This window comes from Rhizobium tumorigenes, from assembly GCF_003240565.2.
GTDB lineage: Bacteria > Pseudomonadota > Alphaproteobacteria > Rhizobiales > Rhizobiaceae > Rhizobium > Rhizobium tumorigenes.
In genome coordinates, this window is the sequence record NZ_CP117259.1 from 161,980 (window position 1) to 187,124 (window position 25,145).

A 25,145-nucleotide genomic window follows, 5' to 3' on the forward strand; every position below is an offset into this window, starting at 1 on the left:
TCTTGAATTATGATTGGGCTTGAAGCCAATGAGCCCGGTCACGGGCCTATCCGAAAAGGGGAACTACATGCGATTTTCCAGATATCTGATGGCCTGCACGGCAGCCATCGCGGTGACCATGGCCGTCGGTTCGGCCGCAGCCTCGGCCAAGACGTTCGCGCTCGTCACCATCAACCAGCAGGCGCTGTTCTTCAACCAGATCAATGACGGCGCCAAGGCTGCGGCCAAGACCGCCGGTGCCGACCTGGTCATCTTCAACGCCAACAACGTGCCCAGCGCCCAGAACGATGCAATCGAAAATTACATTACCCAGAAAGTCGACGGTATCATTCTCGTCGCCATCGACGTCAACGGCGTCAAGCCGGCCGTCACTGCCGCCAAGAAAGCCGGCATCCCGGTCATCGCCATCGATGCGCAGATCCCCGACGGCGACAACATCGCCTTCGTCGGCGTCGACAATACGAAGGCCGGCGGCGATATCGGCAAGTTCTATGCGGACTACGTCAAGGCCAACATGAAGGGGTCGGCCAAGATCGGCGTCGTCGGCGCTCTCAATTCGTTCATCCAGAACCAGCGCCTCGACGGCTTTAAGAAGGCCGTGACCGACAGCGGCGAGAAGGTCACCTTTCTCGACACCGTCGATGGCCAGAACGTCCAGGACGTGGCCTTGAGCGCCGCAGAAAACCTGATGACCGCCAACCCCGACATGACGACGCTCTACGCTACCGGCGAACCGGCTCTGCTCGGCGCCGTGTCGGCAGTCACCAGCCAGGGTCGCACCGGCGACATCAAGGTATTCGGCTGGGACCTGACCAAGCAGGCGATCGAAGGCATCGATGCCGGCTGGGTGGCGGGCGTGATCCAGCAGGACCCAGCCGGCGAAGGCAAGGCTGCCGTAGAAGCGCTCGACAAGATCTCCAAGGGCGGATCGGTCGACAAGATCATCAACGTCCCGGTCACCATTGTCACCAAGGACAATGTCGACAAGTTCAAGGACATGTTCAAGTAAGATCTCCCGAACCGTGTGACCGCGGCCGGCAACAGCCGCGGTCAAAGTGACAGCCGTGGAGCAACGCTCCCTGTCAGGTGAAATCATATGACCAATGCCGATACCTACCGTGTCAGGATGACCGGTATCTCCAAGCGCTACAACACGATCCAGACCCTCGACAATGTGTCGCTGAACCTGAAGCCGGGAGAAGTCCTCGGTCTCGTCGGCGACAACGGAGCGGGCAAGTCGACCCTGAGCAAGGTACTCTCGGGCGCCGTTATTCCCGATGCCGGCACCATTGAGATAGACGGCAAGACCGTCAGCTTCGCTTCGCCGGCCGATTCCCGTGCTGCACGCGTCGAGATGGTCTACCAGGACCTCTCGCTCTGCGACAGCGTCGACGTTGCCGGCAACATCTTCCTCGGTCGCGAGCCGCGCCGCCGCATTGCCGGCGTGCCCTTTCTCGACAACAGAAAGATGCATGATGAAGCCCGCGACATGCTCGAGCGGCTTGGCATCGTCATTGCCGATACGCGGCTGAAGGTGGAAAATCTCTCCGGCGGACAGCGTCAGTCGATTGCCATCGGCCGTGCGGCGTCCTTCAATCCTTCGGTCCTGATCATGGACGAGCCGACGGCAGCGCTCGCCGTTGCCGAGGTCGAGGCCGTGCTGGAGCTGATCCGCACGGTCAGCGCACGCGGCGTCAGCGTCATTCTCATCACTCATCGGCTGCAGGACCTGTTCCTCGTCTGTGACCGCATTCAGGTGATGTACGAGGGCCGCAACGTTGCAGAGCGGCGGATCGAGGACACCAGCATCGAGGAGGTCGTCAACCTGATTGTCGGCCGCAAGTTCAACGCCCGCTCCGCCGGCCATAAAGACCAGGGGATCCCGGCATGACCGTATCCACCACTGAACCGTCCCTGCACGCCGCCGCACCGCCGCGCGTTCACAAGACGCGGCTCCGCGACAAGGCGATGGCGAATGGCAGCATCATCTCGATCGCGCTGTTCTTCCTCGTCGTCTGCATCGTCTTCTCGGTTGCAACAGGCGCCTTCCTGACGGCGCCCAATCTGCTCAACGTCGTGCGCCAGTCGGCACCGCTGCTGATCGTCGCCGCTGCCATGACATTCGTCATCACGACGGGTGGCATCGATCTCTCCGTCGGCTCTGTGCTGGCGCTGACATCGACGCTCTCGGCAGCGTCGCTACAGGCGGGCATTCCGTGGCCTCTGGTGGTGCTGCTGATGCTGGCCCTCGGCGGCTTCGTCGGTGCGCTGCAGGGCTTCTTCATCGCCTATGAGCGCATCCCGTCCTTCATCGTCACGTTGGCCGGCCTCTCGGTCATTCGCGGGCTCGCCCTGCTGATCACCGGCGGCTATTCGATCCCGGTCGACGCGGAAAGCCCGTTTACCGCTCTCGGCCGCGCCTGGTTCCTCGGGGTCCCCGTGCCGGCGCTGATCGCTCTCGTCATTCTCGTCGTCAGTTTTATCGTCTTCAACCAGACGCCGTTCGGTCGCTATGTGACCGGCGTCGGGGCCAATGCCGAGGCGGTACGCCGCGCCGGCGTCAATACCCGCCTGACGACGTTGCTGGTCTACGTCATTTCCGGCACGGCAGCTGCTGCTGCCGGCATCATCCTTGCTGCCCGTCTGGGTTCCGGCTCGTCGAACGCCGGCCAAGGCTTCGAACTTGATGTCATCGCCGCTGTGGTGCTCGGCGGTACCAGCCTGTTCGGCGGTCGCGGCACGATCCTCGGCACCGTGCTCGGCGCCCTCACTGTTGCGGTCATCGCCAATGGCCTGATCCTTGCCCACATGTCTCCCTTCCTGACGCCGATCGTGACCGGTTCCATCATCCTGATCGCCATCTGGCTGAATTTCCGCATCTTCAAGGGTGCCGTGAGGAGCCGCTGAGCTATGGATCACCTGTTCGATACAAAGCCCGCCGAGCGCGCCGAAATCGGCGTCCGCTCCGGCACGGCCATGACGGTGCTCGGGCCCGTCGCGGTGGACGACCTCGGGATCACGCTGATGCACGAGCACATCCTGCTCGACGGCGCCAGCACCTGGAAATGCCCGTGCCATCCCGACGAAAAGCTGATCGCCGAGCAGCCGGTCAATATCGAGATCGTCGGCGAGCTCAGGATGAACCCGTACATGAACCGCGACAACGTCTCGCTCGACGACAGCGACCTGGCGCTCACGGAACTGAAGAAGTTCCAGGCGCTCGGTGGTCATACCGTCGTCGAGGCGACGAATATCGGCATAGGCCGCGACCCCCCGAAGCTCGCCCGTATTTCGCGCATGTCCGGCATGAAGATCATCATGGGCACCGGCTTCTATCTGCAGCATACGCATCCGGAATGGCTGAAGGCGATGGATGTCGAGGCGGTGACCGAGTTCATCGTCAACGATGTCGGTGGTGGCGAGACGCAGCCGGAAATCATGGCCGGCATTATCGGTGAGGTCGGCGTCAGCAAGGACTTCACCTCCGAGGAGCTGAAGTCGCTGCGGGCCTCGGCGCGGGCCTCGCGCATGACAGGCCTGCCGCTGACCATCCACCTGCCGGGCTGGGAACGGCTGGCGCACCGCGTGCTCGACGTCGTCGAGGAGGAAGGGGCCGATCTCAGGCACACTGTGCTCTGCCATATGAACCCCAGCCACAGCGACCTGCCCTACCAGAAGAGCCTCGCCGAGCGTGGCGCGTTCCTGGAATACGACATGATCGGCATGGACTATTACTACGCCGACCAGGACGCCCAGTCGCCATCCGACGAGGAGAACGCCCGCGCTCTGCGGTCGCTGATCGACATGGGTTTCGTCGACCGGCTTCTGCTGTCGCAGGACGTGTTCCTGAAGATCATGCTGACCCGCTATGGCGGGTTTGGATATGGCTTCATCCTCAAGCATTTCGTGCCGCGGTTGAAGCGCCACGGCGTCGACCAGGCCTCCATCGACCGGATGCTGGTCGACAATCCAAAATCGGTTTTTTCCGCGGCCACCTGAGCCGCAATCGCAATCTATCGAAGGAGTAAAGCATGCCCAAGAAGAAGGTTCTTCTCGCCGGCGAATCCTGGGTGTCGACCGCCACCCACATCAAGGGTTTCGACCAGTTCCCGACCGTCACCTACCACACCGGCGCCGACGAGTTGCTGACCGCCCTGAAGGACAGCGATTTCGACGTCACCTTCATGCCGGCCCATGAGGCCCAGCGGGATTTCCCGCAGACCATCGAGGCGCTTTCGGCCTACGATGCTATCGTTTTGTCGGATATCGGCGCCAACACGCTGCTGCTGCATCCCGATACATGGATCCATTCCAAGCCGACCCCGAACCGCCTGCGCCTGCTGCGCGACTACGTCGGCAACGGCGGTGGCCTGCTGATGTTCGGCGGCTACTACAGCTTCCAGGGTATCAATGGCGGCGCCCGCTATCACAAGACGCCGATCGAGGATGTGCTGCCGGTCGATTGCCTCTCGGTCGATGACCGCGTCGAGGTACCGGAAGGCTTTGCACCGGCGGTCAACGGTTCAGAGGACCACCCCATCCTCAAGGGTCTCGGCAAGGATTGGCCAATCCTGCTCGGCTTCAACGAGGTCACTGTCAAGCCCGGTGCCGAGGTTCTGGCGACCGTTTCGACAGACTATGGTTCGCTGCCGCTGCTGGTTGCCGGCTCCTACGGCAAGGGCCGCACCGTCGCCTGGACATCGGATGTCGGCCCCCACTGGCTGCCGCAGAGCTTCATCGCGTGGAGCGGCTACAAGACGCTGTTCGAGCAGATGCTGGCCTGGGCAACCACCAAGGATTGATCCATGCGTGTCCACGTCGTCGGCAATGTCTGCATCGACACCACGTTCCGCCTCGGCCGTTTTGCGCGGCCGGGGGAAACGCTGAATGCCGACGGCCATAGCGATGGCATCGGCGGCAAGGGGGCCAACCAGGCGGTCGCGGCCGCCCGGACGGGTGCTCCGGTCGACTTTCTCGCTGCCACCGGCACGGATGCTGCGGCCAGAACCATCCGCGAGATGCTGTCGGAGGAATTCGACACAGCACTGATGCCGGCCTTGGAACTGCCGACCGACCGCTCCACGATCATGGTCGATGCCAGCGGTGAAAACATCATCGTCAGCGGCGTCACATGCGCTGAGGCCTTCGATCCCCTGCTTCAAACCGGCCTCGCGGCCTCGATCGGGGATCGGGATATCGTGCTGTTGCAGGGAAACCTGCGTGCCGATGTCACAATCGCCTGTCTGAAGGCCGCCAAGGCGAGCGGCGCAACGACAGTGTTCAATCCAAGCCCACTCGTGCCGGGCAGCAGTCCAGACCTTGCGGCGGCCGATATCGTGATTGTCAACGAGGGTGAGGCTGCCGGGATTTCGGGGCATGCCGATCCGCTGGAGGCTGCCCGCGATCTCATCTCCCGGGGCGCAGGCTCCGTCGTTATTACGCTCGGCGCGCGCGGTTGCCTTGTTGTCGACAGGGCGGGAGGCGCGCCGGACTGGGTGAAAGGCCTGCGCGCCGATGTCGTCGATACCAGCGGTGCCGGCGATGTCTTTTGCGGCTGTATCGCCGGATGTCTTGCGCAAAAGATCCCGCTCGGTCATGCCGTCCGCATTGCCACGGCTGCTGCGGCACTGTCCGTCGGCCGCACCGGTACAATGCAGTCCTGCCCCAGCCAGCAGGAGATGGCACACCTTATCGATATGGAAATGGAAACGGAAAACGCATGACAGCCCCTACGAACCGCATCGGCCAGGTTGCCGACAACGTACTGGTCTCCCTGTTCGGCAAGCCCAAGGCCGTCATCGGCGTCGTCCACCTGATGCCGCTACCGGGATCGCCCCGCTACGACGGCGAGACGGTGGAAGCAATCTACCAGCGCGGCCTCGATGACGCAAAAGCCTATCTTCATGGCGGATGCGACGGTGTGATCATCGAGAACCACGGCGACATTCCCTTTGCCAAGCCGGATGATATCGGCCCCGAAACCGCCGCCTACATGTCTGTGGTTTCCGACCGTATCCGCCGCGAACTCGGCCGACCCATCGGCATCAACGTGTTGGCCAACGCCTCGATCCCGGCGCTGTCGATTGCCAGTGCCTCTGGTGCCGGCTTCGTTCGCGTCAATCAATGGGCCAACGCCTATGTCGCCAATGAAGGCTTCATCGAGGGCGAAGCCGCGCGCGCCATGCGGTTCCGCGCCAAGTTGCGCGCCAACGGCATCCGTATTTTTGCCGATGCCCATGTCAAGCACGGCGCCCACGCCATCGTTGCCGACCGCCCGGTCGAGGAGCAGGTCAAGGATCTCGTGTTCTTCGACGCAGATGCGATTATCGCCACCGGCCAGCGTACGGGCCATGCGGCTGACCTCGGCTACATCAGGATGATCAAGGAGGCCGCCGGCCTGCCGACATTGGTGGGCAGCGGCGTCACGCCCGACAACGTCAACGACATTCTCGGCATCGTTGACGGCGTCATCGTCGCAAGTTCGCTGAAGTATGACGGCGTCTGGTGGAACCCGGTCGAACTGTCGCGCGTCCAGTCATTCATAGCGGGCATCAGGGCGTGACATCGGCTTCCATCAACGGCGAAAGGTTGCTGGCCCGAATGCAGGCCTTTGCCGCAATCGGAGCCACGCCTGCCGGTGGTGTTAACCGCCAGGCGCTGAGCGATGGCGATCGCCAGGCTCGCCGGCTGCTGGCGGAACTCGCGCTAGCACGCGGTTTCGGCGTTTTCCAGGACAGCATGGCCAATCTGTTCATCCGGCGCGAAGGCCGCAACGCGTTGCATGCGCCGGTGCTGATCGGAAGTCACCTCGACAGCCAACCGACGGGTGGCCGGTTCGATGGTGCGCTGGGCACATTGTCGGCGTTCGAGGTACTGGAATCGCTGGAAGATTTCGACGTAGAGACTGAAGTTCCAGTCGAAGTCGTCGCCTGGACCAATGAGGAAGGCAGCCGATTTTCGCCAGGGGCGATGGGCTCGATGGCCTTCGCCGGCGCCGCTGATCCCGCCGAATGGAACTCTCTTTCAGGCGCCGACGGTGGCTCCTTTGCCGACGAACTCGCCGCCACGCTCTCGGCGTTGCCGGAAGCCACCATGCGCCCGCTCGGCACCCCTGTGTCGCGCTATCTCGAATTGCATATCGAACAGGGCCCGTCTCTGGAAGTGGAAAATATTCCTATTGGCGTCGTGACCGGTGTGCAGGGCACGCGCTGGCTGCAGGTGACGTTCTCCGGACAGGCTGGCCACGCCGGCACCACGGCACTTGCCTACAGACGCGATCCGATGGTGGCAGCCGCCTCCGCCCTCCACGAGTTGCAGGCAACCGTAATGCAGAACGACGCGGATGCGCGCCTGACCGTCGGTCGGATAGCCATCCATCCAGGCTCCATAAACGCCATTCCGGACTTGGTCGCCTTCAGCGTCGATATCCGCCATCCCGATCCACAGCGGCTGGATAGCATCGAGGCCGAGGTCCGCAGTGTTTGCGACAGTCGAGCCATTGCCGAGAGATGTAGCTGCAGCATCCTGCAGACCTTCGACATGCCGTCGGCGACGTTTTCGCCGATTGTCACCGGTGCCGTCGAGGCAGCAGCGACAAGCCTGTCCCTGACAGCCAAGCGCATGGTATCCGGTGCCTTTCATGATGCCCTGTTCCTCGCCCGCGTGGCGCCATCGGCCATGATTTTCGTCCCCTGCCGCGATGGCTTGAGCCACAACGAGGCGGAATATGTTGCCCCAGAGCACATCGTGACGGGCGCCCACGTAATGTTTGAAGCAACCCTGTCGCTGGCCAATTCGATGGCAGCGCGCGTTTGATCCATCGTCTGTCGTGAACGGGCGATTCCGGTCGGGCGTAATACGTCCGAACTCGAGCTGCGTCTGCATTTCCGCAGATCCCAGCTCCGCCGGCACGCAATCTGCACACCGCGTGTTGACGCGGCCTCAAAACTGAGGCGTCTTTAGTGCTTGCGTCTCATGCCCGCAGGCGTGCCGGGTCGGCATCATGACAGAGTGAGTTTGCCCCGGAGGAGTTCGGAACCTATCGTCGAAGCTGTAGTTTAATTTTCAACCACTGCAGAAACAGCGTCAATTCCGGGCTCGCGTCCGAGGCCAGAGATCAATCAATGTCGCTTGTGCTCCCCAGACCCGAAATATCGATGCCGCAAATGGCATTCATGACCGACGACGCCCAGGAGATCCTGCAATTTGCGGCCGACTCTTTTGACGAAGGCTTCGAGACGGCGCTTGTCACGCTGGTCGAGATCCGTGGCGGTGCAGCGCGAGCGCTCGGAGCGCAAATGGCAGTCCGCCGGGACGGCCTTTATTGCGGCTACGTCTCGGGCGGATGTACGGAGGCTGCTGTTGCGGCAGAGGCTCTGCAGGCCATCGCCGGTGGCAGTGACCGGTTCCTGCGCCTGGGGGAAGGGTCGCGGTTCTTCGATATCGTCCTGCCTTGCGGTGGCGGCATCACGCTGGCCATCCATGTGCTCAGGGACAATCTCAGTCTGCGCACCGTGCTGGAAGGCCTGAAATTACGGCGTCGGATGGGGCTGAAATACGATGCTGGCGCGCAGTCACTCGAGGTTGCAGCATTTCCGGCAAAGGACGCCTGGGACGGAGAGCATTTGAAGAGAGGCTATCGTCCGCGTCCTCGCCTGTTGCTGAGCGGCAGGTCCATCGAGGCGGAGCGCACGGCCAAACTCGCAGCCTCCACCGGCTATGAGGTCGTTCGCCGGGAAGATGGTGCAAATTTGCTGGACGGAGCGTTGCCCGACCCCGATACGGCGGTTGTCCTCCTGCACCATGATCTCGATCTCGAACTGCCGGTCCTTCGTGCAGCGCTGGACGGCAACCCGTTTTACATCGGTGCCCTCGGCAGCAGCAAAACCCACGAGCGTCGCTCGGCGGCGCTGAAAGAGCTTGGATACGAGCAAGCTGCCATCGACAGGATCAAGGCGCCGATCGGCGTCATCGCCAAGGCCCGGGACGCCAATACGCTGGCGCTCTCCGTACTCGGTGATGTCGCTTCTGCCTACGCGATCTCGCGCTGACAGGGCAATTTTTTCCAATATCGGACTACGGAGCGACCCTCAGTTTAAGCAGCCCGGGCGGCGGTCTGCCTGGTTTCCAGAACACTGCTTGCCCGATCGACTTGTGACATCGGGAAATCCTGCGGCGCCGGCGGTATCGCCGACGGATCCCAGCGTGTTGTCGACAGATCTCCCGAGGCGCTGAACCTGCTCACCATAGTTGCGCCGCGTGCGCGGATCGAACACGGCGATGGGCGCACTGACCGCGACGCTTGCCGCATTACCGACTGTGTTGGATACGCCGAGTGCCACGGCGCCGACGGCTTCGCCGAGACCGACATCGGAATCGGTGATGGTCTGCCCGGATATCAGCCGCTGGCCGATCAGCTTGACCACATCGGCGCTCTCGGCGAATTTGCCGTGGTTGAGGCTATCGCCGGATTTCAGCTTGGTGAGGTCGATCACGCTGATACCGGCCTTCTCAAACTGGGTGCGGTATGGCTCGGCATTGGCATCCACCTGGCCGAGACGATCCACATTGCCTGAAATGCGTCTGGACACGCTCAGCGCCCGGTCGTCCTGGGATACGAACAGCGTGAAGTGCGGCGGGTTCTTTCCAAGTGCAAGAAACTGCCGGCTGAAAACATCGACGTCGAGATCGGGGGAGGCAAGAATGACGTTCTTGATCTTCGGCAGCGTCCTGCCGTCGCGGATCGCCATCTGCCGAAGCGCTTCCACCGCCAACCAGGTCCCCATCGAATGGGCCATCACGGTGACTTCGCTGATCGATGGCTCGGCGCTGATCCGCCGCAGAAGATCCTCCAGAGCGTCGCGCGAGTAGTTGGTGCTTTCCTTGTCGTAGTTGTAGTCGAAGATGCTGGCGCGCGATGGCCATGTGAAGACGACAGGAACGACATCGGCGCCGGAATCGTGAACGATCTGTGCGAAGCGGTAGACGGCATCCTCGTAGCGATTATTGAACCCGTGCACGAAGACAAGCGCGCGTCGGCTCTTCGGAAGATTCTGCTTCAACCAGCGCTCGTCTTCCGCCTTCGAGACGAGAGGCACGACATTGACGGTCGAGAACTCCTTCAGCGGATTGGCAGGCAGGCGCGCGGGCCATTGCACCTGGCCGACCGTGCGGTTGGCCTCGGGCGGAATGGAAACCGTGATCGCATCGATCTTAAGGTCGCTGCCACGCTCGCCGCTGAACAGAATGGCCTTGTCGTCGGAAGGCGCTCTTGTAGTTGCTGCCAGCAGGCGGACCTGCGATGTGCCCCTGACGACTGTGCCGCTCGGTGTCATGACGCCGATCAGGCGCCCACCGCAGCCGGACAGCAGCAACAGGGCCGCAACGATTGCCAGAGAGCGCACGTAGGCCACGCGTGCGCGGGCTGCTTTGCGACCTGGCTGTCCCACACGTGCCACCAATAACAAGTCCCGCCGTTCTAATTTAGCCCCTCATACATTTCCGGCCGGCGGGGTTCCAGACTTTTCCACAAAAGGAACCAAATGACAGTGGTCGGCCATGTAGATCGCACGCCGCTCTGTGGATATCCACAAGCGGAGCGTCGGGCAGACGAAGCCGTAGCAAACGGCTCCTCCGGCTCTAGATGCCTATGAAAGGCTGGATGAAACGCAGGATGCGACTTGTAAACCGCAGCGGTGCTTCCGTGATGGCGAGGCAGATGCAGTCTTCCCCCGGCGTTGCCGCCGGCTGATGCGTCAGTTCGTCGTCGGCAAGCTCCACGTCGCCTCGGTTGAAGACGGAAACCGAATCACCGAAGCTGCCGGCCAGTACCAGCGTCAGTTCGCGGCCACGATGTCCGTGCTCGGGAACGGGCTTGCCAGCCGGGATCTTCAGGAGCCTGACAATGGTGCTCGGGTCGGATGTCGGTATCTTCATCTGCGATGCGCCGCTGCCGAGCGAGCGCCACTTCAGCCCGCCGGCGGCGTCCACATAGGAGAGCAGCGGCTGAGGAAGCAGCGGGTCCGAGCGCTTCGGCGCGGGCACCGGCAGCTGCTCGGGAATCTCCATGCGCTTCTTCATGTCTTCCCAGGCCACCGGCTCGGCGGGCGTGACCTCCTCGCATTCGAGAAAATAGCCACCTATTGTCTCGAACTCGGCCAGGCGCTCGCGACAGCCGGGGCAAAACGACAGATGCGTCGCCACCCCGATATTCCATCCTTCCGACAGCGTTCCCGCAGCATAGGACATCAGCAGTTCGTCACCGAGATGATGCACGACGATCAATCGTCCTTGAGTATGTTGCGCAGCTTCAGACATGCATTCCTTATCCTTGATTTAACAGTCCCGATGGGGATGCCAAGCGAAGCGGCAATTGCCGGATGCGCCATGTCTTCGAAGAAAGACATCTTCAGCGCCTTGATCTCGTCCGGCTTCAGAGAGGCCATTGCCAGCCTGAGCCTGTCGGCATCCTGCTCCTTGTCAAATGCGACATCGGCGGCCGGGGTATCGCCGGGAACGAAGGCCGGGTCGTTCGGGTCGAAATCCGGTCGAGGCCCGCGACGTAGCGCGTCGATGCGTACGTTGCGGGCAATCGTGTAGATCCAGGTCGAGGCAGCACCTCTTTCCGGATCGAACTGGTTGGCTTTTCGCCACACGGAAAGCATGGCTTCCTGCGCCATTTCTTCCGCCATGATGCGATCGCCGCCGATCTTGAACATGTAGGAGCGGACCTTCGGTACGAAATACTTGTACAGCATCTCATACGAATCCACGTCCCGGTGCTCGGCGACCGCCGCCATCAGTTCGTTGATGCGCTTGCGGTCCAGTGCGGCTTGTGCTTCTGCCAAAGGCAGGACCTTCCTATACGGCGGTGCCGTCCGCCCCATCCCCATACTGGCAGCCGACACGGGAAGCGAGACAGATTGGGCGGGCTCCGATATTGTCATAGCCGATATACGCCATTTATCAAAAGCCGGATCATAGGCGTCGCCATGCTGACCACGGCCACGCTACCAGCTGGCGCCGAGAACGTAGCGCAGCAGCATGATAGCGTAGGCGAACGACACGACCAGCGTTACCCACACCCGCAGCTTCCAGTACCATCGCTGTTCCAGGTTGCCGGCATAGATGCGGTAGTCTGCTAAAAGCAGCAGTCCAAAGACAACAAGCTGGGTCACCAGCGCCACAGGCGACAGCGAAAAGACGGCTGTCACGAACGAGGCGAGCGCGAGCACGTTGCTGGGGATAAGCAGGGCGACGTCCGCCTTGCCATTCTGGGCACGTCCCCAGAGGGCTCCCGCCATGAACGAACTGATGATGGCGCCATAGGTGGCAAAGGCCGAGGCGGAGTTCAATCCGGCGATGGTCTCCGGGGCGAGCGCGAAGAACCAGAACGGCAGCGCGCCTGCAAAGGCAAGCGCTGTCGATACCTTGCTGGAAACGCCGTTCACTTAGCGTCTCCCATAAGTGCGACCAAGGCATCGCCGAGGCCGGCCGCGCTCAGAAATGCAGCCTCTACCCTACCCCCAATGCACCAGTCACCGCAGGCAGCAAGCTGCGAACCCTTGTCGAGCAGGTAAGGCTCGCCCGCCGGACGTTCGACGTTTGCGTATCGCCAGCGATGGACGGTCGCGGTATCGGCCTCTCCTGCATCCATCTGCACATGTCGACGTGCCGCCTCGATCAACGCTTGCCTGACCTTTTCGAGGGGCATGTCCATGTTGAGGTCGGCCCAGACCGCGTTGGAATTGACCACCAGACAGGGTGATGCCGGCCTGCCCGGCTTGCTGTTGTTGAGCGAAATCCAGTTGATGACGGGATCGGCCACATGGGCTGCGGCGAACGGGATTTGTGCACTGTGCTTCGTATCGATATTGACCATCAGCGTGAAACATCCGTTCATCCGGACAAGGCCGAGCTTGTCATGGTGAGCAAACCTCGCCGGCAGCATGAGGGCGGACTGCGGGGCGGGGGCGGTGGCAATCACCCAGTCAAAGGGACCTTCCGTACGATCGCGGATATTGACGAACCATCGGCCGGGTTCGCCGGTGATCGCGCCGACCGTGCTCTCGGGCTGGATGTCGAGGCCGACGGACATCGATTTCGGCAATGCGTTCATCGAGGGGGTGCCGACATACCGGACGGTGCTCGACTTTGGTCTCTCCAGCAGGCCATCATCCGACAGCGACGCTACATGGCCATTCCAGGGTTCGACCACGCCGTTGGCGCGTGCCGTTTCCAAGGCATCGTGGAACCGGTCGTTCCGGATCGTGAAGTACTGCGCGCCGTGGTCATAGGAGACTGTATCGATCCATCTGGTCGCCATCCGGCCGCCGACGCCGTGGCTCTTTTCGAACACACGCACGGATCCGGTCGCTGATATGGCTTTTGCCAACGTCAGTCCCGCTATTCCTGCGCCGATGATGCCAACTCGTGGTCGTATAGCCATATGGTTTCCGGTCTCCTGGACCTGCCGTCTCGCTTGGTTGCTCTGTCAGGTGGGATGGGGTCGGTCTGTCAGGCGTCGCATTCGGCGTATCGGAAATCATTTGCCAAGAGCCGCCTGATCCGGCCCTCCGCAATGAAGCGTTCGATCAGGATGCGCTCCGCATCGAAAGGATGTCCTTTCCATCCCCTGTGGTCGAAACCAGCCAGGATGACCGTATCGTCCGGGCCTGCGGCTTCTTCCATCACATAGGCGAGTGCCATCAGTCCCGAACTCGGCACGATATAGCTGCCCGACATGATGCGCTGTAACTCGACGTCGATCCTGTCGTGGTGATGGCGAGGTATGACCTCGAAGTTTTTTCCCGTCATAACCGCAAACCTTGCAAACTCTGCCGTGTAGTCGTCGCAGAAGTCTTCAAGTCCCGGATCCAGCTTTGGTTTCAGCTCCGCGAATTTATGATGGTCGCGCACGCACCAGATGGCGGAGGCAGAGGCTACCGCCGGGAGCTCGCGCCACGAGGCGCGGCGGATCATGGCCAGCGCGGGCCGCCCGGTATTGCAGACCGCCACCACATCCGTACGCATGCCGCCCTCGCCGACCGAACGGCAGTCGTTGAAGCGTATCACAAGGTCGCACGAGTCGATCACGCCAGCATGGGGGCCGGCGAACGAGCCATTTCCAACAATTGCAATCCTGCGTGACACAAATCCATCCGTCGAATTTTCAGCCAATACGGTTCCATCGCCCGACCGGATCAAAGCGCGTTTTGACCCTTCGAAATCTGTCTGTTGATCTGAGGCGTGCAAGTTCCCGTAGGCAACGTCGTTTATGAATTTGGAGAGTAGCAATGGATGCCATGCTCGCCAATGCCGACCTCGCCGCCTTCGAGCGCCCCTCGCAGCAGGAGGCAGAGGCCGCCGTCAGGACCCTGATTCGCTGGGCAGGCGAAGACCCGACGCGCGAAGGCCTGCTGGACACGCCGAAGCGTGTCACCAAGGCCTATCGCGAGCTGTTCGCCGGCTATGACCTGGCGCCGGAAGACGTCCTGTCCCGGACTTTCTCCGAAGTGGCCGGCTACAATGACATGGTGATCGTCAAGGACATCACGTTCCACTCCCACTGCGAACACCACATGGTCCCTTTCCATGGCGTGGCGCACATCGCCTATGTGCCCGACAAGGGCGTCCTCGGCCTTTCCAAGATGGCGCGTCTCGTCGATCTCTATGCCCGACGCCTGCAGACGCAGGAAACCATGACGGCCCAGATCGCCACGGCGCTGGACGAAAGCCTGCGGCCGAAGGGCGTGGCTGTCATGATCGAGGCCGAACACATGTGCATGGCCATGCGCGGTGTTGCAAAGCAGGGTACCAAGACCTTGACGACGCGCTTCACCGGTTCGTTCCAAATGTCGGCGGCGGACCAGGCGCGCTTCATCACGCTCGCAAGAGGATAAGCGCTGGAGGGATGAGATGGAGGAGTACATGTCGGACGCGTTGATGACATCGCTCGATGTCGGCTACAGAGCCCTAGTGATCGGAGCCAGCGGTGGCATCGGCGGTGCCCTCGCGGGAAAGCTCGCGGATGACGGCAATTGCGAAAAGCTGGTGCAGCTGTCGCGGCGCAACGACGGTTTCGACATCACGGACGAGGCTTCCGTCAGGCGCGCCGCCGAAGCGCTTGCACCGCAGGCGTTCGATATCATCCTGTGTGCGACCGGGGCTTTGACCATCGACGGTGTGGGTCCGGAAAAATCCATCAGGCATATCTCGCAAAATGCGATGATGGCGCAGTTCGCCGTCAATGCTGCAGGTCCGGCAATCGTCCTCAAGCATTTCGTGCCGCTTCTGGCCAAGCGGAAGCGGGTCATCATGGCGTTCCTTTCGGCAAGGGTGGGCTCCATCGGCGACAACGGTCTTGGCGGGTGGATTTCCTACCGATCGGCAAAGGCTGCCCTCAACCAGATCGTTCACACCGCCGCCATCGAGGTGGCGCGCAGCTCTCCGCTGGCAACCGTCGTCACCATCCATCCCGGCACCGTCATGACCGCCCTGTCCGATCCCTTTTCGTCCGGTCATCCCCGCACTGAACCGGACGACGCGGCGCACCAGATCCTGCGAACCGTGGACGGACTCCAGCCAGACGACACGGGCAAATTCTTTGCCTACGACGGTAGCACCATTCCGTGGTGAAGCCCGCCGCTTTAGGTCGCCGTCATCTGATCTGAATGCCGAACCGGCCGTATATCAGACATGATCAAGATCTTTTACGATGGCGCGTGCGGCATGTGCTCGCGGGAAATCAACCACTACCGCAAGGTTGCTCCCGCCGGCGTTTTCGACTGGGTCGACGTCATGAAGGACGGGACCGCTCTGGAAAACGAGAATGTCTCGCTCGCCGATGCTTTGATGGAGCTTCATGGCAAGGATGACAATGGCCGCATGCATGTCGGCGTCGACGCCTTCCTGCTGATCTGGCGGCACATACCGCGGTGGCGGACCGCTGCGAAGATCGCAAGTTTCCCGCCGATCAATGCGGCTTTGAGGGCGATATATCCGATCTTTGCAAAATGGCGGTTTGCGCGACTTGCCCATTGCCAGGTAGCAGCGAGATCCTGAGGGCAGACGACGATTTCCGTCGGCCCCTTTGAATGCATGACGTGATCATCCGGCAGGCATCTCCTGCCCAATGCCCATTACCGTGGGGGAGAATGCTATGAGTTATCTGGCTGCAAATTTCGAAGGCGTGTCGGGCGATAGCGACGCCGCGCCCCTCTCCCTCCTGATCGTCGATGACGACAGCGTTTTCGGCCACAGGCTCGGAAAAGCATTCTCGGACCGGGGCTTTGATGTGGAAGTGTGCGAGACCGTGGACCATGCCTTGGGCCTGGTCGGTAAAAGACATCTCGACATCGTCATAACCGACCTCAGGATCGGTGAAAAAAGCGGCCTTGCGGTGATTGAGGCCGTAAACACGCTCTCGAAGAACACCAAGACGCTGGTTTTGACAGGCTACGGGAATATCCATTCCGCCGTGGTCGCCGTGAAGCTTGGGGCAACCGAATATCTCAGCAAGCCTGCGGATGCCGATGAGATCCTCGAGGTGCTGGGCTTTGTCGACAAGTCGGCGAGCGAGCCGAATACGGCGCTGAAGCCACCGGACCTCGTGCGCTGGGAACACATCGTCAGCATTTTCGAGGCGACCGGCGGGAACATGTCGGAGTCGGCAAGGTTGCTCAACATGCATCGCCGCACACTGCAGCGAATGCTGGCGCGTGGCGGACCCGGTCCCATGGACTGAAGTCCATCGCGGGCACAATCCGTCAGCGAGTTTCGCTTCCGCCTGCATCGTGCAGGCCGATCACAAGAGGAAGACCAGACATGGCCAATATCAAGCTTTGGGGTTTCGACGGCTCCACCTACGTCCGCACTGTGAAGATGCTTCTCGCGGAAAAGGGCGTCACCGATTTCGAGCAGATCCCGCTCAACGTGCTGAAGGGAGAGCCAAAGTCGCCGGAGCATCTGAAGCGCCACCCGTTCGGCAAGGTTCCGGTTCTCGAGCATGACGGCATTACGATCCTGGAGACTGCAGCGATCACGCGTTATCTCGATGACGTCCTGCCGGGCAAGTCGCTCGTTCCAGCGAACGCCAAGGATCGCGCTCGCATGGACATGGCCGTCGGCATCATCGATTCCTACGGCTACGGAGCGCTTCTCGGTGGCGTCGCGGCCTACCACCTGTTTCCGGATTTCGTTGGCGGCAAGAATGAAGAAAGCCGCAAAGAGGGAATTGCGAATGGCCGCAAAGTGCTCGAATTCATCATGACAACCCGGGCCGGCGACACGTTCATCGCGGGCAACGAGCTCAGCCTCGCAGACCTCTACCTCGCGCCGATAGCCTTCTACATCTCCATGACCCCCGACAAGAGTGCTCTATTCGACGTTCCGGGCTTCAGCGACTGGTGGACGGCAATCCAGGCCCTGCCCAGCTACAAGGCCACTCAGCCCAATCTCGGCTGATAACCTGTGCCATACCTCCGTCTCCCCCTAGGCCTGGTACACGGCGGCGGGGAGGCGGAGGACAGCCCGCAGGCCTGTCGGCGACGCCGGTTCCAGCACCAGCGATCCGCCGTAGAGGCCGGCCATTTCAGTTACAATGGTCAGCCCGAAGCCGTCGCCCGGAACGCGCTCGTCCTCCCGGACACCGGGCAACAACACTGCCTTTATACGCTCCTGCGGGATGCCGGGTCCGTCGTCCTCGAAGGTGATGCGGACGAAGGCGCCGTCTCTGACGGCAACAGCGGCGACGCGCGACGATGCCCATTTGAAGGCGTTGTCCATCAGGTTTCCGAGCATCTCCTCGACGTCGCTTTCCTCGCAGGCGACAGCCAGCCCGTCCGTGACGTCGGCCTCGAATGCGATGCCGCGCTCGGCGTGGATCAGGCTGATGGCGCCGTGGATGTCGGCAAGGGACTTCGCAACCTCGGTCCGCGCTACCGTCCCGGATGACGCCATCACCCGCCGGGCGGAGCTCAGGTGATGCTTGATCCGGTTGTCTATGCGAAGGGCGAGGTCACGCAGTGTCCCATCCGGATCATTGCGGCCGTCGAGCGCCAGCAAAAGGCTTGCGACCGGCGTCTTGAGGCCATGCGCGAGGTTTGCAAACTGGATACGAGTGGCCGCCAGCCTTTCGTCGTTCGACTGGAGCAGCGCATTGGTTTTCGAGGCGAGCGGAGCCAATTCGACGGTGGCCTCGTCCGCAAGTCGAGACTGCTCGCCGCGGTTGATCGCGTCGATGCCGGCTGCCATGGACTTCAGAGGGCGCAGGCCAAAGCGGATCTGCCAGAGCGTTCCGGCCAGCAGCACTACGCCTAAAAGCAGCATGCAGGGCACAAGCCAGAACAGCGCGCGTACGGCGGGATCAACCAGCGCGCCCTCTGGCGCTGTCACGGTGATCAGCACCATCTCGCCGTCGACATCGCGCGAGCTCTGGCGAAGATAGAGTTTGCGGCCGTTCTGCCTACCCTCCCCGGGTGTCGGCATGGCCGTCAGCATGTGGAGAAAGTCCTGGCGCGGGGGCGGCGCATCGATTGTGCCATCCAGCAGTGAATGCGATGCAAGGCGTTGGCCGGTGCCCTCGACCTGCCAGTACCAGCCGGAGCCCGGACGATCGAATGGCGGCGCATCGAGGGTGGTCGACAACTCAAGCCGGCCGTCCGGCCCGTGCGTCACCGCGGAGGCGAGCGCGCCAATCTGAGTGTCGAGGCGTTGATCGATCTGCTCGCGGATGACAGCATTCAATGCAAGCCACAGGATTGCAGACGCGACCACAAGCGCCAGCGTCACGAAGATGCCCGAAAATATCAGCAGTCTGCCGGCTATCGATTTCGGTCGTCCGGGAAAAAACAGCTTCATGGCATCCCCGCGGCAGTCAGCATATAGCCCCGCCCGCGCACCGTCTCGATAAGATCTGGCCCAAGCTTCTTGCGCAGCCTGCCGACAATGACCTCGATGGAGTTCGAATCCACTTCGGCATCCCCGTCATAGACCCGTTCGTTCAGTTCCCGCCGGTCGACAACGGTCTCCTTGCGCAGCATCAGGCAGGAAAGTACCCGCCATTCCAGCGCAGTGAGCTTCAAAGGCAGGCCATCCAGTTCGAACGTGCCGAGCTGGGCATCGAAGACGAGGCCGCCACAGCTGACGCGCGACGCGGCGTGACCTGTAGCACGCCTGACGAGGGCACGAAGCCTGAGCACGAGTTCCTCGATCTTGAAGGGCTTGCCTAGAAAGTCGTCCGCCCCCGCCTTGAAGCTCGAGACCTTGTCCGGCCATCCGTCACGGGCGGTAAGCACGAGGACGGGAAGATTGCGTTCGCTCTCCCGCCATCCCTTGAGGACGGTCACGCCGTCGATCTTCGGCAGCCCGAGGTCGAGGACTGCGACGTCGAACATTTCGGTCAGGCCCGCATGCAAGGCATCCTCGCCGTTGCGGGCAATATCCACCACGAAATTTTCCGACCTCAGGGCCGTAGCGATGCGGCCGCTGAGGTCGTCGTCGTCTTCAACGAGCAGTACGCGCATGGAGTGACTTTCGGCTGCAAAATGATCGGCCAGTCCTAGCGAAATTGCCTGAACTGAATCTGAACCGCGAGGTTCAGCCGTGTGATGGCACATAGGGCCTAGATTGCGGTTGTCACTCACAAAGGAGCACCAAGATGACGATTGATCACGACAGCAGCGAGCGTCCCGGCAAGGGCGGCGCCTACGTTCCTCCGCATGAGCGCCGCCGCCACTGGATCGTCTTCCCGGCGATTGCGATTGCGCTTGCGGTCGGTGCTGCAGGCGGGGCCGGCGCGATGCGGATGGTTCGCCCGACGGCGGAAATGGCCCCGATGACGCCGATTTCCATTTCGACGATGCCGGCTTCCAGCCTGGTCACCATCAAGGGCACCGTCATGGAGGTCTACGGCAACAAGTTCATCCTGCAGGATACCAGCGGCAAGGCCCTGGTCGAGACCGGACCAGCCGGCGACGGCGGCGATCTCGTCAAGCAGAATGAAGCGGTCACAGTCCAGGGCCGCTTCGACCAGGGCTTCGTCCATGCGAGCTTCCTGGTCGACAAGGACGGGAAGACCGAAGCGCTGCGCGCGCCCGGTCCTCCACCGCACGGGCCATTCGGCGACCTGATCCACAGACCGGGTCCATGATCACTCCAGCAATCCCGATTGACCCATCCTCAACCTCACAGAAAGTCGATACGATGAGAAAATATGTTCTGTCCGCAATCGCGTTCGCTGCCCTGGCAGGAACCGCCTTCGCCCAGCAGCCACCGGCCCCGCCTCCGCCCGGCGGCCCCGCACCCGTCGTCGATCCCGGCGCGCCACCCCCGCCGCCGCCTGCCCCGCCACTGCGCGGTGGTCCCGGCGGCCCTGGTGGCCCTGATGGCGGCCCGGATCGCATGGGTCCTCCTCCCGGCGGACCGGATGGTGACATGGGACCTCGCGGCCACCGCCCACCCCCGCCGCCACCACCGTCCAAGGCTGCGCACTTCCATATCGACCACGGGGATACACGGATCGACGTGAAATGCGCCGATGACGAACCGATGAAGGTTTGCTCGGATACGCTGATGCAGCTGATGGATCGCCTCAACGGTCCTGCCGCCCAGCCAGTCCGCCCTCCGGTCCAGTAAGCCAGCCGTAAATGCAGCCGCGCGCAGAGATGTGCGCGGCTGTCGGTATGCTGAGGTGCTGTCGTCCACGAGCCGATCTGTGCAATTTGCCGCATTGAGCTCTCCAGCGTAATGACGTACGACCGTCAGGGTTGATGCGGTGGGCGATATGAGGACGGTTTCTTCCGACATAAGGCAATGGACGGTGCGCCTGCTGTGCGTGCTGGCCGTCGTGTTTGTCGGCTTCGGTGCGCAGCCGGCCATTTCAAGCCCTGACCAACTGACCCCGGCAGAACTTGCCCAGTACCGCCTGCCCGATGGCACCCTGCCGATCTTCTGCATTACCTATCGCGACGCAGACGGCAAGGCGCATGGCGAAGTCCATATTCCCGGATGCTACCTTTGCCAGACCGCTCCGGCCGCACTTCTGCCGGCAGCACCCGTTTTCGACTACGGCCACCTCCCCTTCGTCTTTGCCCGCCTGGCGGCGCCTCTCTCGGTCGCCTTTCACCGCCGGCTCTATCCTCCAAACAGCGGACCCCGCGCCCCACCACTTCTGTCGATCGTTGCCTGAGCCTGCGTTGCGGCCTGCGCCGTGACGCGTTCTGTCAACGGCGGCCGTATGATCGTGGGCGGAGAGCCCACAAGGCTGCGGGAGAATGCTATTTGCAGGTTGCCTGTCGCGTATCGGACCGCTCGTTCCGGACGCCGCAGCGGGTCTGCACAAGGCGATGACCTCAACGGTCATTCCTCCCCCGCACGAGATCATCTGCGTCGTCGCGACCCCCAGGGGGAATTCCATGTCTGCTTTTGCAGCGGCCGACCCGTCGGCTACGTCTACCACCCATGTTTCGCTCTACCGGGCCATCTGGCGCTGGCATTTTTTCGCCGGCCTGCTGGTCATCCCGTTCATGCTCAATCTGGCGATCACCGGATCGCTTTACCTTTTCAAGGACGAGATCGCCGATACGTTCTACGCGCATCGCCATATCGTTAGCGATTTGGGGCCGATCCAGTCGCCGCAGCAGATCGTCGATGTCGCGGTCGGGAGTATTCCGGGCGCCAAAGTGACCAACTACCGGGAGGCTGCATCTGCGACGCGCTCGGCCGAGGTCACCGTGGCAAAGGAAGGCGTGTCTACCATCGTCTACGTCAATCCGCACAATGGTGCTGTCCTGGGGAAGGTCAATTCCAAGGAGGAGTTCGGTTGGGTCGTCAAGCGGATCCACAGTCTCGAATATTTCGGCGAATGGACCAACCGGATCATCGAGATCGTCGCCGGTTTCGCGCTGGTCCTGTTCGTCACCGGCATTTACCTCTGGTGGCCGCGACAACAGACGGGCGGTGTCCTGACGGTCCGTGGCACCCCGTCGCGGCGGGTTTTCTGGCGCGACCTTCATGCCGTCACCGGGGCCATCGCTGGCATCGTCATTTTCTTCCTCGCCTTCAGCGGCCTGCCCTGGTCCGGCTACTGGGGCGCCAATGTCAACGCCTGGCTGACCGCCCATGACCTTGGCGCGCCGGCAGCGCTCTGGGACAACGTTCCGGTCTCGACCAAGGTGACGCAGGATGTCGTTGCGCGGGCCGGATGGGTCGTCGAAAACGCACCCGTTCCGCTCTCCGACATCGCCGCAGCCCAGGCTGTCAAACCCATCGGCCTCGACAAGGCTGTGGATATCATGCACGGGCTGGGCATGGTTCGGGGTGCCGATCTCGCCATTCCTTCGACCGACACCGGCGTCTATACGGCAAGCCACTATTTCGGCGATCTCGGCAAGGAACGCACGGTCCACATCGACCAGTATTCGGGAAAGCCGCTCGTCGATCTCTCCTACGACCAGTACCCGGCGCTGGGCCGCGCGATCGAGTGGGGCATCAACCTCCACCAGGGCCAGCAATGGGGATTGTTCAACCAGCTCGTGATGCTGGCGACCTGCATTGCGATCGTGCTTTCCTGCGTCACCGGCGTCGCCATGTGGTGGAAGCGGCGACCGGCAGGGCGTCTCGGCGTGCCACCGATGCCACAGGAGAAATCCGTGTATCTCGGCCTCTGGCTGATCGCCATCGTCTTCGGCGTCCTCTTTCCCCTGACCGGCCTTGCCATCGTTGCCATGGTTGTCATCGACCAGGTCGTCATCCGCTTCATTCCAGCCCTCAGCCGGGTCTTCCAATCGGGAGTTTCCTCATGAACAGAACAATCGCAGCCGCTCTCTTCGCCGTGGCATCGCTGTTTTCGACGCATGGCTTTGCGGCCGATACGATCAGGATCGACAACGCCCAGGCGCGCGCCATGCTGCCCGGCGCAAAGGTCGGAGGGGGATATCTCGCCATCACCAATACCAGCCCGCAAAGCGACACCCTTGTTTCGGTGACCTCGCCTCGTGCCAGCAGCGTCCAACTGCACCAGATGAGCATCGACAACGGGATCATGATCATGCGCGAGCTGCGCGATGGCATCGAGATCCCGGCCGGAAAGACCATCCTGTTCAAGCCGGGCGCCTACCACCTGATGTTCATGGACGTCCGTGAACCCTTCAAGCGCGGCGAAACCGTCACCGCGACACTGACTTTCGCGAAGGCCGGCGCCGTCGAGGTCGTCTTTGCCGTCGGCAGTGCAGGCGGTGACATGAGCGCCCCGGCTGCTGGTGCCGAACAGGCCGGGGACGATCACGTCATGCCTGGCATGGACATGGGAAAGACGGATATGGGCGGAATGGATATGCCGGGCATGTCGATGGATCCGAAGCAGGACATCCGGCAGACGATGCGCAAGCAGTTCGAGACGCCAGAGAAGCCGCTGACGACGGGCCCCATCATCGTCCGGAACGACTGGGCAATTGCCGCCTGGCAGCAGGATGGACGTGGCGGCAGGGTGTTGCTGAGGAAAGGTCCGCATGGGTTCGAAGCGCTGCTCTGCAGCGGCGACAGTCTCAGGGATCCGGCAGTGCTTGCAACGTTGGGCGTCGATGCGGCGGATGCCAGGGCGCTGACCGACCAATTGGCGACGGCCGAGCGTTCGCTCGATCCATCGACGGTTGCGCTGTTTGCGAGCTTCGTCGGGACCGTCATGCTGGACAAGGCTGCCGGTGGACATCCAGATCATGCGGGGCATGGAAAATGAGACGTCACACTCTTTTGCTGAGCGCATCGATGGCCATAGGCGTGTTCGTATCCTGCCTTGTCGGCTCGCTGGTGTGGCTTTATGCGTCGGAACCACGCAGCGGACCCTTCGACGCGTCGTTTTCACTGATCGACGATCGCGGTCGTCCGGTCGACAAGAGCATTTTCCATGGCCGTCCGGCCCTGGTCTATTTCGGATACACCAATTGTCCCGAGGTATGCCCGACGATGCTGCTCGAGGTCACCGACTGGCTCCAGACGCTGGGTCCCGAGGGCAAGGAGCTTGCCGCCTACTTCTTCTCCGTCGATCCCGAGCGCGACACGCCAGCCATCATGCACGATTATGTCTCGGAATTTGGCGATCGTATCGTCGGTGTGACCGGCAGGCCTGAGGAAATGCGCAAGGTCATGGACGGGTGGATGATCCGGGCCGAGAAAGTGCCGAGCGAAAATGGCGATTACCATATGAGCCACACCATCACGCTGCTGATGATTGGCGCCGACGGACGGCTGAAGGGCTTGATCCCCTACGGTACGGACCGGGACGCCGCGATTTCGAAGATTAGGGCCGTGCTCCTGAAGAAAGGGTTTGGATCTGCCTGATCTCTTTAGGTGGACTTCAGGTCGCAGCGGACCTTTCGCCGAGGCCCTGAATTTCACCCGCTACAGCCTCGAAGACGGGCTTCGAAAACAGGTATCCCTGCATCAGTTCGATCCCCAGATCCTCCAGTACCGTCTGCTCGGCGCGGGTTTCAATGCCTTCGCAGAGGGGAGTTATGCCCATGTCTTTCAACATCGCAACGGTATGGCGCACGATAGTCTGCTTGGATTTGCGGCTGTCGATATCCCGAACCAGTTCCATGTCCAGCTTGACGATATCAGGCTGGAATTTCGCCAGCAGTCCGAGGCCTGCGTGACCGGCGCCGAAGTCGTCGATAGCTGTTTTGAAGCCGATTTCCCGGTAGGTCTCCAGAATGCCGAGGATGTGCTTGGTGTCGAGTTCTTCCACTTCGGTGAACTCGAAAATGATGTGGTCGGCCGGGAACCCGGTTTTCAACGCGGTTGCCAGGGTCAGCCGGATGCAGGCGCGTGGCTCGTAGACGGCGTTTGGCATGAAGTTGATGGACAGGCGCGGCCGGTTCTGATGCGGAAACACTTTCGCTGCAAGCTCGATCGCCTTGACCCTGCACTGCTGGTCGAACGCATAGCGCGTTTCGGCATCTACCGAGGAAAGAACGGTCGCTGCCCCCTCGCCGTTGACGCCGCGGACCAGTGCTTCGTGGGCAAAGATGGTGCCCTCTGCGACGTTGACGATCGGCTGCAATGCCATCGAGAAATCAAAGGGAAACTTCTGGCCATCGTTACAGCCCTGGCATTGTGTCGTCATCGAGTTTTCCTTTGGTCGGCTCTCA

29 protein-coding genes are annotated in these 25,145 nt (G+C 61.9%); 20 read left to right on the top strand and 9 right to left on the bottom strand.

The genetic code is table 11. The features are described from left to right. Positions 1–67 precede the first annotated feature (67 nt). The 9 genes from PR017_RS26345 (at position 68) to PR017_RS26385 (ending at position 9,050) form a co-directional block, all read left to right on the top strand. The gene (locus PR017_RS26345) at positions 68–1,009 is read left to right on the top strand and encodes an ABC transporter substrate-binding protein (protein ID WP_111221048.1); all 942 of its coding nucleotides are present in this window, start codon (positions 68–70) and stop codon (positions 1,007–1,009) included. A gap of 87 nt (positions 1,010–1,096) precedes the next feature. Beyond that, a complete protein-coding gene (locus PR017_RS26350; RefSeq protein ID WP_111221049.1) occupies positions 1,097–1,891 on the top strand; it encodes an ATP-binding cassette domain-containing protein in 795 nt (264 codons plus the stop codon). Positions 1,892–1,968: 77 nt separating this feature from the next. Then, a complete protein-coding gene (locus PR017_RS26355) occupies positions 1,969–2,907 on the top strand; it encodes an ABC transporter permease (RefSeq protein WP_279619577.1) in 939 nt (312 codons plus the stop codon). Positions 2,908–2,910: 3 nt separating this feature from the next. Beyond that, complete coding sequence (locus PR017_RS26360) at positions 2,911–3,999, top strand: phosphotriesterase family protein (RefSeq protein WP_111221051.1); 1,089 nt, start codon at positions 2,911–2,913, stop codon at positions 3,997–3,999. Positions 4,000–4,031: 32 nt separating this feature from the next. After that, on the top strand, positions 4,032–4,802 hold the full coding sequence (locus PR017_RS26365; RefSeq protein ID WP_111221052.1) for a glutamine amidotransferase: 771 nt from the start codon (positions 4,032–4,034) through the stop codon (positions 4,800–4,802). 3 nt (positions 4,803–4,805) lie between these two features. Further along, positions 4,806–5,723 carry a ribokinase gene (locus PR017_RS26370; RefSeq protein WP_111221053.1) on the top strand — a complete coding sequence of 306 codons (918 nt, stop codon included), beginning with the start codon at positions 4,806–4,808 and terminating at the stop codon, positions 5,721–5,723. After that, positions 5,720–6,562, top strand: coding sequence for a BtpA/SgcQ family protein (locus tag PR017_RS26375; RefSeq protein WP_111221054.1), 843 nt, complete (start codon positions 5,720–5,722; stop codon positions 6,560–6,562). The genes PR017_RS26370 and PR017_RS26375 overlap by 4 nt, the downstream gene beginning before the upstream one ends. After that, entirely contained in the window at positions 6,559–7,815 is a 1,257-nt protein-coding gene (locus PR017_RS26380) for a Zn-dependent hydrolase (RefSeq protein ID WP_111221055.1), read from the top strand. Before PR017_RS26375 ends, PR017_RS26380 begins: the two co-directional genes overlap by 4 nt. A gap of 350 nt (positions 7,816–8,165) precedes the next feature. Beyond that, a complete protein-coding gene (locus PR017_RS26385; protein WP_275113031.1) occupies positions 8,166–9,050 on the top strand; it encodes an XdhC family protein in 885 nt (294 codons plus the stop codon). 39 nt (positions 9,051–9,089) lie between these two features. On the opposite strand, the gene PR017_RS26390 is transcribed toward PR017_RS26385, so the two are convergent. From PR017_RS26390 to PR017_RS26415, 6 genes are all read right to left on the bottom strand, one after another. After that, complete coding sequence (locus PR017_RS26390) at positions 9,090–10,403, bottom strand: alpha/beta hydrolase (protein WP_425070063.1); 1,314 nt, start codon at positions 10,401–10,403, stop codon at positions 9,090–9,092. Positions 10,404–10,638: 235 nt separating this feature from the next. Continuing rightward, positions 10,639–11,316 (bottom strand): ChrR family anti-sigma-E factor, encoded by a 678-nt coding sequence (locus PR017_RS26395; RefSeq protein WP_240539026.1) that lies wholly within the window; start codon positions 11,314–11,316, stop codon positions 10,639–10,641. Next, entirely contained in the window at positions 11,280–11,846 is a 567-nt protein-coding gene (locus PR017_RS26400) for a sigma-70 family RNA polymerase sigma factor (RefSeq protein ID WP_240539027.1), read from the bottom strand. The genes PR017_RS26395 and PR017_RS26400 overlap by 37 nt, the downstream gene beginning before the upstream one ends. Before the next feature lie 162 nt (positions 11,847–12,008). Further along, positions 12,009–12,449, bottom strand: coding sequence for a DUF3429 domain-containing protein (locus tag PR017_RS26405; RefSeq protein WP_111221059.1), 441 nt, complete (start codon positions 12,447–12,449; stop codon positions 12,009–12,011). Further along, positions 12,446–13,447, bottom strand: coding sequence for an NAD(P)/FAD-dependent oxidoreductase (locus PR017_RS26410; protein WP_111221060.1), 1,002 nt, complete (start codon positions 13,445–13,447; stop codon positions 12,446–12,448). The genes PR017_RS26405 and PR017_RS26410 overlap by 4 nt, the downstream gene beginning before the upstream one ends. Positions 13,448–13,515: 68 nt before the next feature. Further along, a complete protein-coding gene (locus PR017_RS26415) occupies positions 13,516–14,151 on the bottom strand; it encodes a Urease operon accessory protein (protein WP_111221235.1) in 636 nt (211 codons plus the stop codon). 143 nt (positions 14,152–14,294) lie between these two features. Here PR017_RS26415 and folE point away from each other — a divergent pair, with 143 nt between their 5' ends. The 5 genes from folE to PR017_RS26440 all read left to right on the top strand — a co-directional run bounded on the left by folE (position 14,295) and on the right by PR017_RS26440 (position 17,463). Beyond that, positions 14,295–14,900 (top strand): GTP cyclohydrolase I FolE, encoded by a 606-nt coding sequence (folE, locus tag PR017_RS26420; RefSeq protein WP_111221061.1) that lies wholly within the window; start codon positions 14,295–14,297, stop codon positions 14,898–14,900. A 28-nt stretch (positions 14,901–14,928) separates the two neighbouring features. Further along, the gene (locus PR017_RS26425; RefSeq protein ID WP_240539028.1) at positions 14,929–15,636 is read left to right on the top strand and encodes an SDR family NAD(P)-dependent oxidoreductase; all 708 of its coding nucleotides are present in this window, start codon (positions 14,929–14,931) and stop codon (positions 15,634–15,636) included. A gap of 60 nt (positions 15,637–15,696) precedes the next feature. Continuing rightward, entirely contained in the window at positions 15,697–16,062 is a 366-nt protein-coding gene (locus PR017_RS26430; RefSeq protein WP_111221062.1) for a thiol-disulfide oxidoreductase DCC family protein, read from the top strand. Positions 16,063–16,159: 97 nt separating this feature from the next. Beyond that, a complete protein-coding gene (locus PR017_RS26435; RefSeq protein WP_111221063.1) occupies positions 16,160–16,744 on the top strand; it encodes a response regulator in 585 nt (194 codons plus the stop codon). 80 nt (positions 16,745–16,824) lie between these two features. Then, positions 16,825–17,463, top strand: a complete 639-nt coding sequence (locus tag PR017_RS26440; RefSeq protein ID WP_111221064.1) for a glutathione S-transferase family protein — start codon at positions 16,825–16,827, stop codon at positions 17,461–17,463. A gap of 27 nt (positions 17,464–17,490) precedes the next feature. On the opposite strand, the gene PR017_RS26445 is transcribed toward PR017_RS26440, so the two are convergent. Next, the gene (locus tag PR017_RS26445) at positions 17,491–18,858 is read right to left on the bottom strand and encodes a sensor histidine kinase (protein WP_111221065.1); all 1,368 of its coding nucleotides are present in this window, start codon (positions 18,856–18,858) and stop codon (positions 17,491–17,493) included. Beyond that, complete coding sequence (locus PR017_RS26450; protein ID WP_111221066.1) at positions 18,855–19,523, bottom strand: response regulator transcription factor; 669 nt, start codon at positions 19,521–19,523, stop codon at positions 18,855–18,857. The genes PR017_RS26445 and PR017_RS26450 overlap by 4 nt, the downstream gene beginning before the upstream one ends. Before the next feature lie 134 nt (positions 19,524–19,657). On the opposite strand from PR017_RS26450, the gene PR017_RS26455 reads away from it, so the two are divergent. The 6 genes from PR017_RS26455 (at position 19,658) to PR017_RS26480 (ending at position 24,336) form a co-directional block, all read left to right on the top strand. Further along, the gene (locus PR017_RS26455) at positions 19,658–20,149 is read left to right on the top strand and encodes a hypothetical protein (RefSeq protein ID WP_111221067.1); all 492 of its coding nucleotides are present in this window, start codon (positions 19,658–19,660) and stop codon (positions 20,147–20,149) included. Positions 20,150–20,202: 53 nt separating this feature from the next. Beyond that, positions 20,203–20,634, top strand: a complete 432-nt coding sequence (locus tag PR017_RS26460) for a hypothetical protein (protein ID WP_111221068.1) — start codon at positions 20,203–20,205, stop codon at positions 20,632–20,634. Positions 20,635–20,782: 148 nt separating this feature from the next. Continuing rightward, entirely contained in the window at positions 20,783–21,187 is a 405-nt protein-coding gene (locus PR017_RS26465) for a hypothetical protein (protein WP_111221069.1), read from the top strand. A 226-nt stretch (positions 21,188–21,413) separates the two neighbouring features. Continuing rightward, positions 21,414–22,802, top strand: a complete 1,389-nt coding sequence (locus tag PR017_RS26470; protein WP_111221237.1) for a PepSY-associated TM helix domain-containing protein — start codon at positions 21,414–21,416, stop codon at positions 22,800–22,802. Next, entirely contained in the window at positions 22,799–23,734 is a 936-nt protein-coding gene (locus PR017_RS26475) for a copper uptake system-associated protein (RefSeq protein WP_111221070.1), read from the top strand. The genes PR017_RS26470 and PR017_RS26475 overlap by 4 nt, the downstream gene beginning before the upstream one ends. Next, positions 23,731–24,336, top strand: coding sequence for an SCO family protein (locus PR017_RS26480; RefSeq protein ID WP_111221071.1), 606 nt, complete (start codon positions 23,731–23,733; stop codon positions 24,334–24,336). Before PR017_RS26475 ends, PR017_RS26480 begins: the two co-directional genes overlap by 4 nt. A 16-nt stretch (positions 24,337–24,352) precedes the next feature. Here PR017_RS26480 and PR017_RS26485 read toward each other — a convergent pair whose 3' ends face one another. Next, entirely contained in the window at positions 24,353–25,120 is a 768-nt protein-coding gene (locus tag PR017_RS26485) for an EAL domain-containing protein (protein ID WP_111221072.1), read from the bottom strand. Between the last annotated feature and the right edge of the window lie 25 nt (positions 25,121–25,145).

Excerpts from the sequence above, each read along its gene's own strand:
- PR017_RS26345 (WP_111221048.1), top strand. The coding sequence starts at position 68 with ATGCGATTTTCCAGATATCTGATGGCCTGCACGGCAGCCATCGCGGTG.
- PR017_RS26350 (WP_111221049.1), top strand. The coding sequence starts at position 1,097 with ATGACCAATGCCGATACCTACCGTGTCAGGATGACCGGTATCTCCAAG.
- PR017_RS26355 (WP_279619577.1), top strand. The coding sequence starts at position 1,969 with ATGGCGAATGGCAGCATCATCTCGATCGCGCTGTTCTTCCTCGTCGTC.
- PR017_RS26360 (WP_111221051.1), top strand. The coding sequence starts at position 2,911 with ATGGATCACCTGTTCGATACAAAGCCCGCCGAGCGCGCCGAAATCGGC.
- PR017_RS26365 (WP_111221052.1), top strand. The coding sequence starts at position 4,032 with ATGCCCAAGAAGAAGGTTCTTCTCGCCGGCGAATCCTGGGTGTCGACC.
- PR017_RS26370 (WP_111221053.1), top strand. The coding sequence starts at position 4,806 with ATGCGTGTCCACGTCGTCGGCAATGTCTGCATCGACACCACGTTCCGC.
- PR017_RS26375 (WP_111221054.1), top strand. The coding sequence starts at position 5,720 with ATGACAGCCCCTACGAACCGCATCGGCCAGGTTGCCGACAACGTACTG.
- PR017_RS26385 (WP_275113031.1), top strand. The coding sequence starts at position 8,166 with ATGGCATTCATGACCGACGACGCCCAGGAGATCCTGCAATTTGCGGCC.
- PR017_RS26395 (WP_240539026.1), bottom strand. The coding sequence starts at position 11,316 with ATGTCTGAAGCTGCGCAACATACTCAAGGACGATTGATCGTCGTGCAT.
- PR017_RS26410 (WP_111221060.1), bottom strand. The coding sequence starts at position 13,447 with ATGGCTATACGACCACGAGTTGGCATCATCGGCGCAGGAATAGCGGGA.
- folE (WP_111221061.1), top strand. The coding sequence starts at position 14,295 with ATGGATGCCATGCTCGCCAATGCCGACCTCGCCGCCTTCGAGCGCCCC.
- PR017_RS26425 (WP_240539028.1), top strand. The coding sequence starts at position 14,929 with ATGTCGGACGCGTTGATGACATCGCTCGATGTCGGCTACAGAGCCCTA.
- PR017_RS26430 (WP_111221062.1), top strand. The coding sequence starts at position 15,697 with ATGATCAAGATCTTTTACGATGGCGCGTGCGGCATGTGCTCGCGGGAA.
- PR017_RS26435 (WP_111221063.1), top strand. The coding sequence starts at position 16,160 with ATGAGTTATCTGGCTGCAAATTTCGAAGGCGTGTCGGGCGATAGCGAC.
- PR017_RS26440 (WP_111221064.1), top strand. The coding sequence starts at position 16,825 with ATGGCCAATATCAAGCTTTGGGGTTTCGACGGCTCCACCTACGTCCGC.
- PR017_RS26445 (WP_111221065.1), bottom strand. The coding sequence starts at position 18,858 with ATGAAGCTGTTTTTTCCCGGACGACCGAAATCGATAGCCGGCAGACTG.
- PR017_RS26450 (WP_111221066.1), bottom strand. The coding sequence starts at position 19,523 with ATGCGCGTACTGCTCGTTGAAGACGACGACGACCTCAGCGGCCGCATC.
- PR017_RS26455 (WP_111221067.1), top strand. The coding sequence starts at position 19,658 with ATGACGATTGATCACGACAGCAGCGAGCGTCCCGGCAAGGGCGGCGCC.
- PR017_RS26460 (WP_111221068.1), top strand. The coding sequence starts at position 20,203 with ATGAGAAAATATGTTCTGTCCGCAATCGCGTTCGCTGCCCTGGCAGGA.
- PR017_RS26465 (WP_111221069.1), top strand. The coding sequence starts at position 20,783 with ATGAGGACGGTTTCTTCCGACATAAGGCAATGGACGGTGCGCCTGCTG.
- PR017_RS26470 (WP_111221237.1), top strand. The coding sequence starts at position 21,414 with ATGTCTGCTTTTGCAGCGGCCGACCCGTCGGCTACGTCTACCACCCAT.
- PR017_RS26475 (WP_111221070.1), top strand. The coding sequence starts at position 22,799 with ATGAACAGAACAATCGCAGCCGCTCTCTTCGCCGTGGCATCGCTGTTT.
- PR017_RS26480 (WP_111221071.1), top strand. The coding sequence starts at position 23,731 with ATGAGACGTCACACTCTTTTGCTGAGCGCATCGATGGCCATAGGCGTG.
- PR017_RS26485 (WP_111221072.1), bottom strand. The coding sequence starts at position 25,120 with ATGACGACACAATGCCAGGGCTGTAACGATGGCCAGAAGTTTCCCTTT.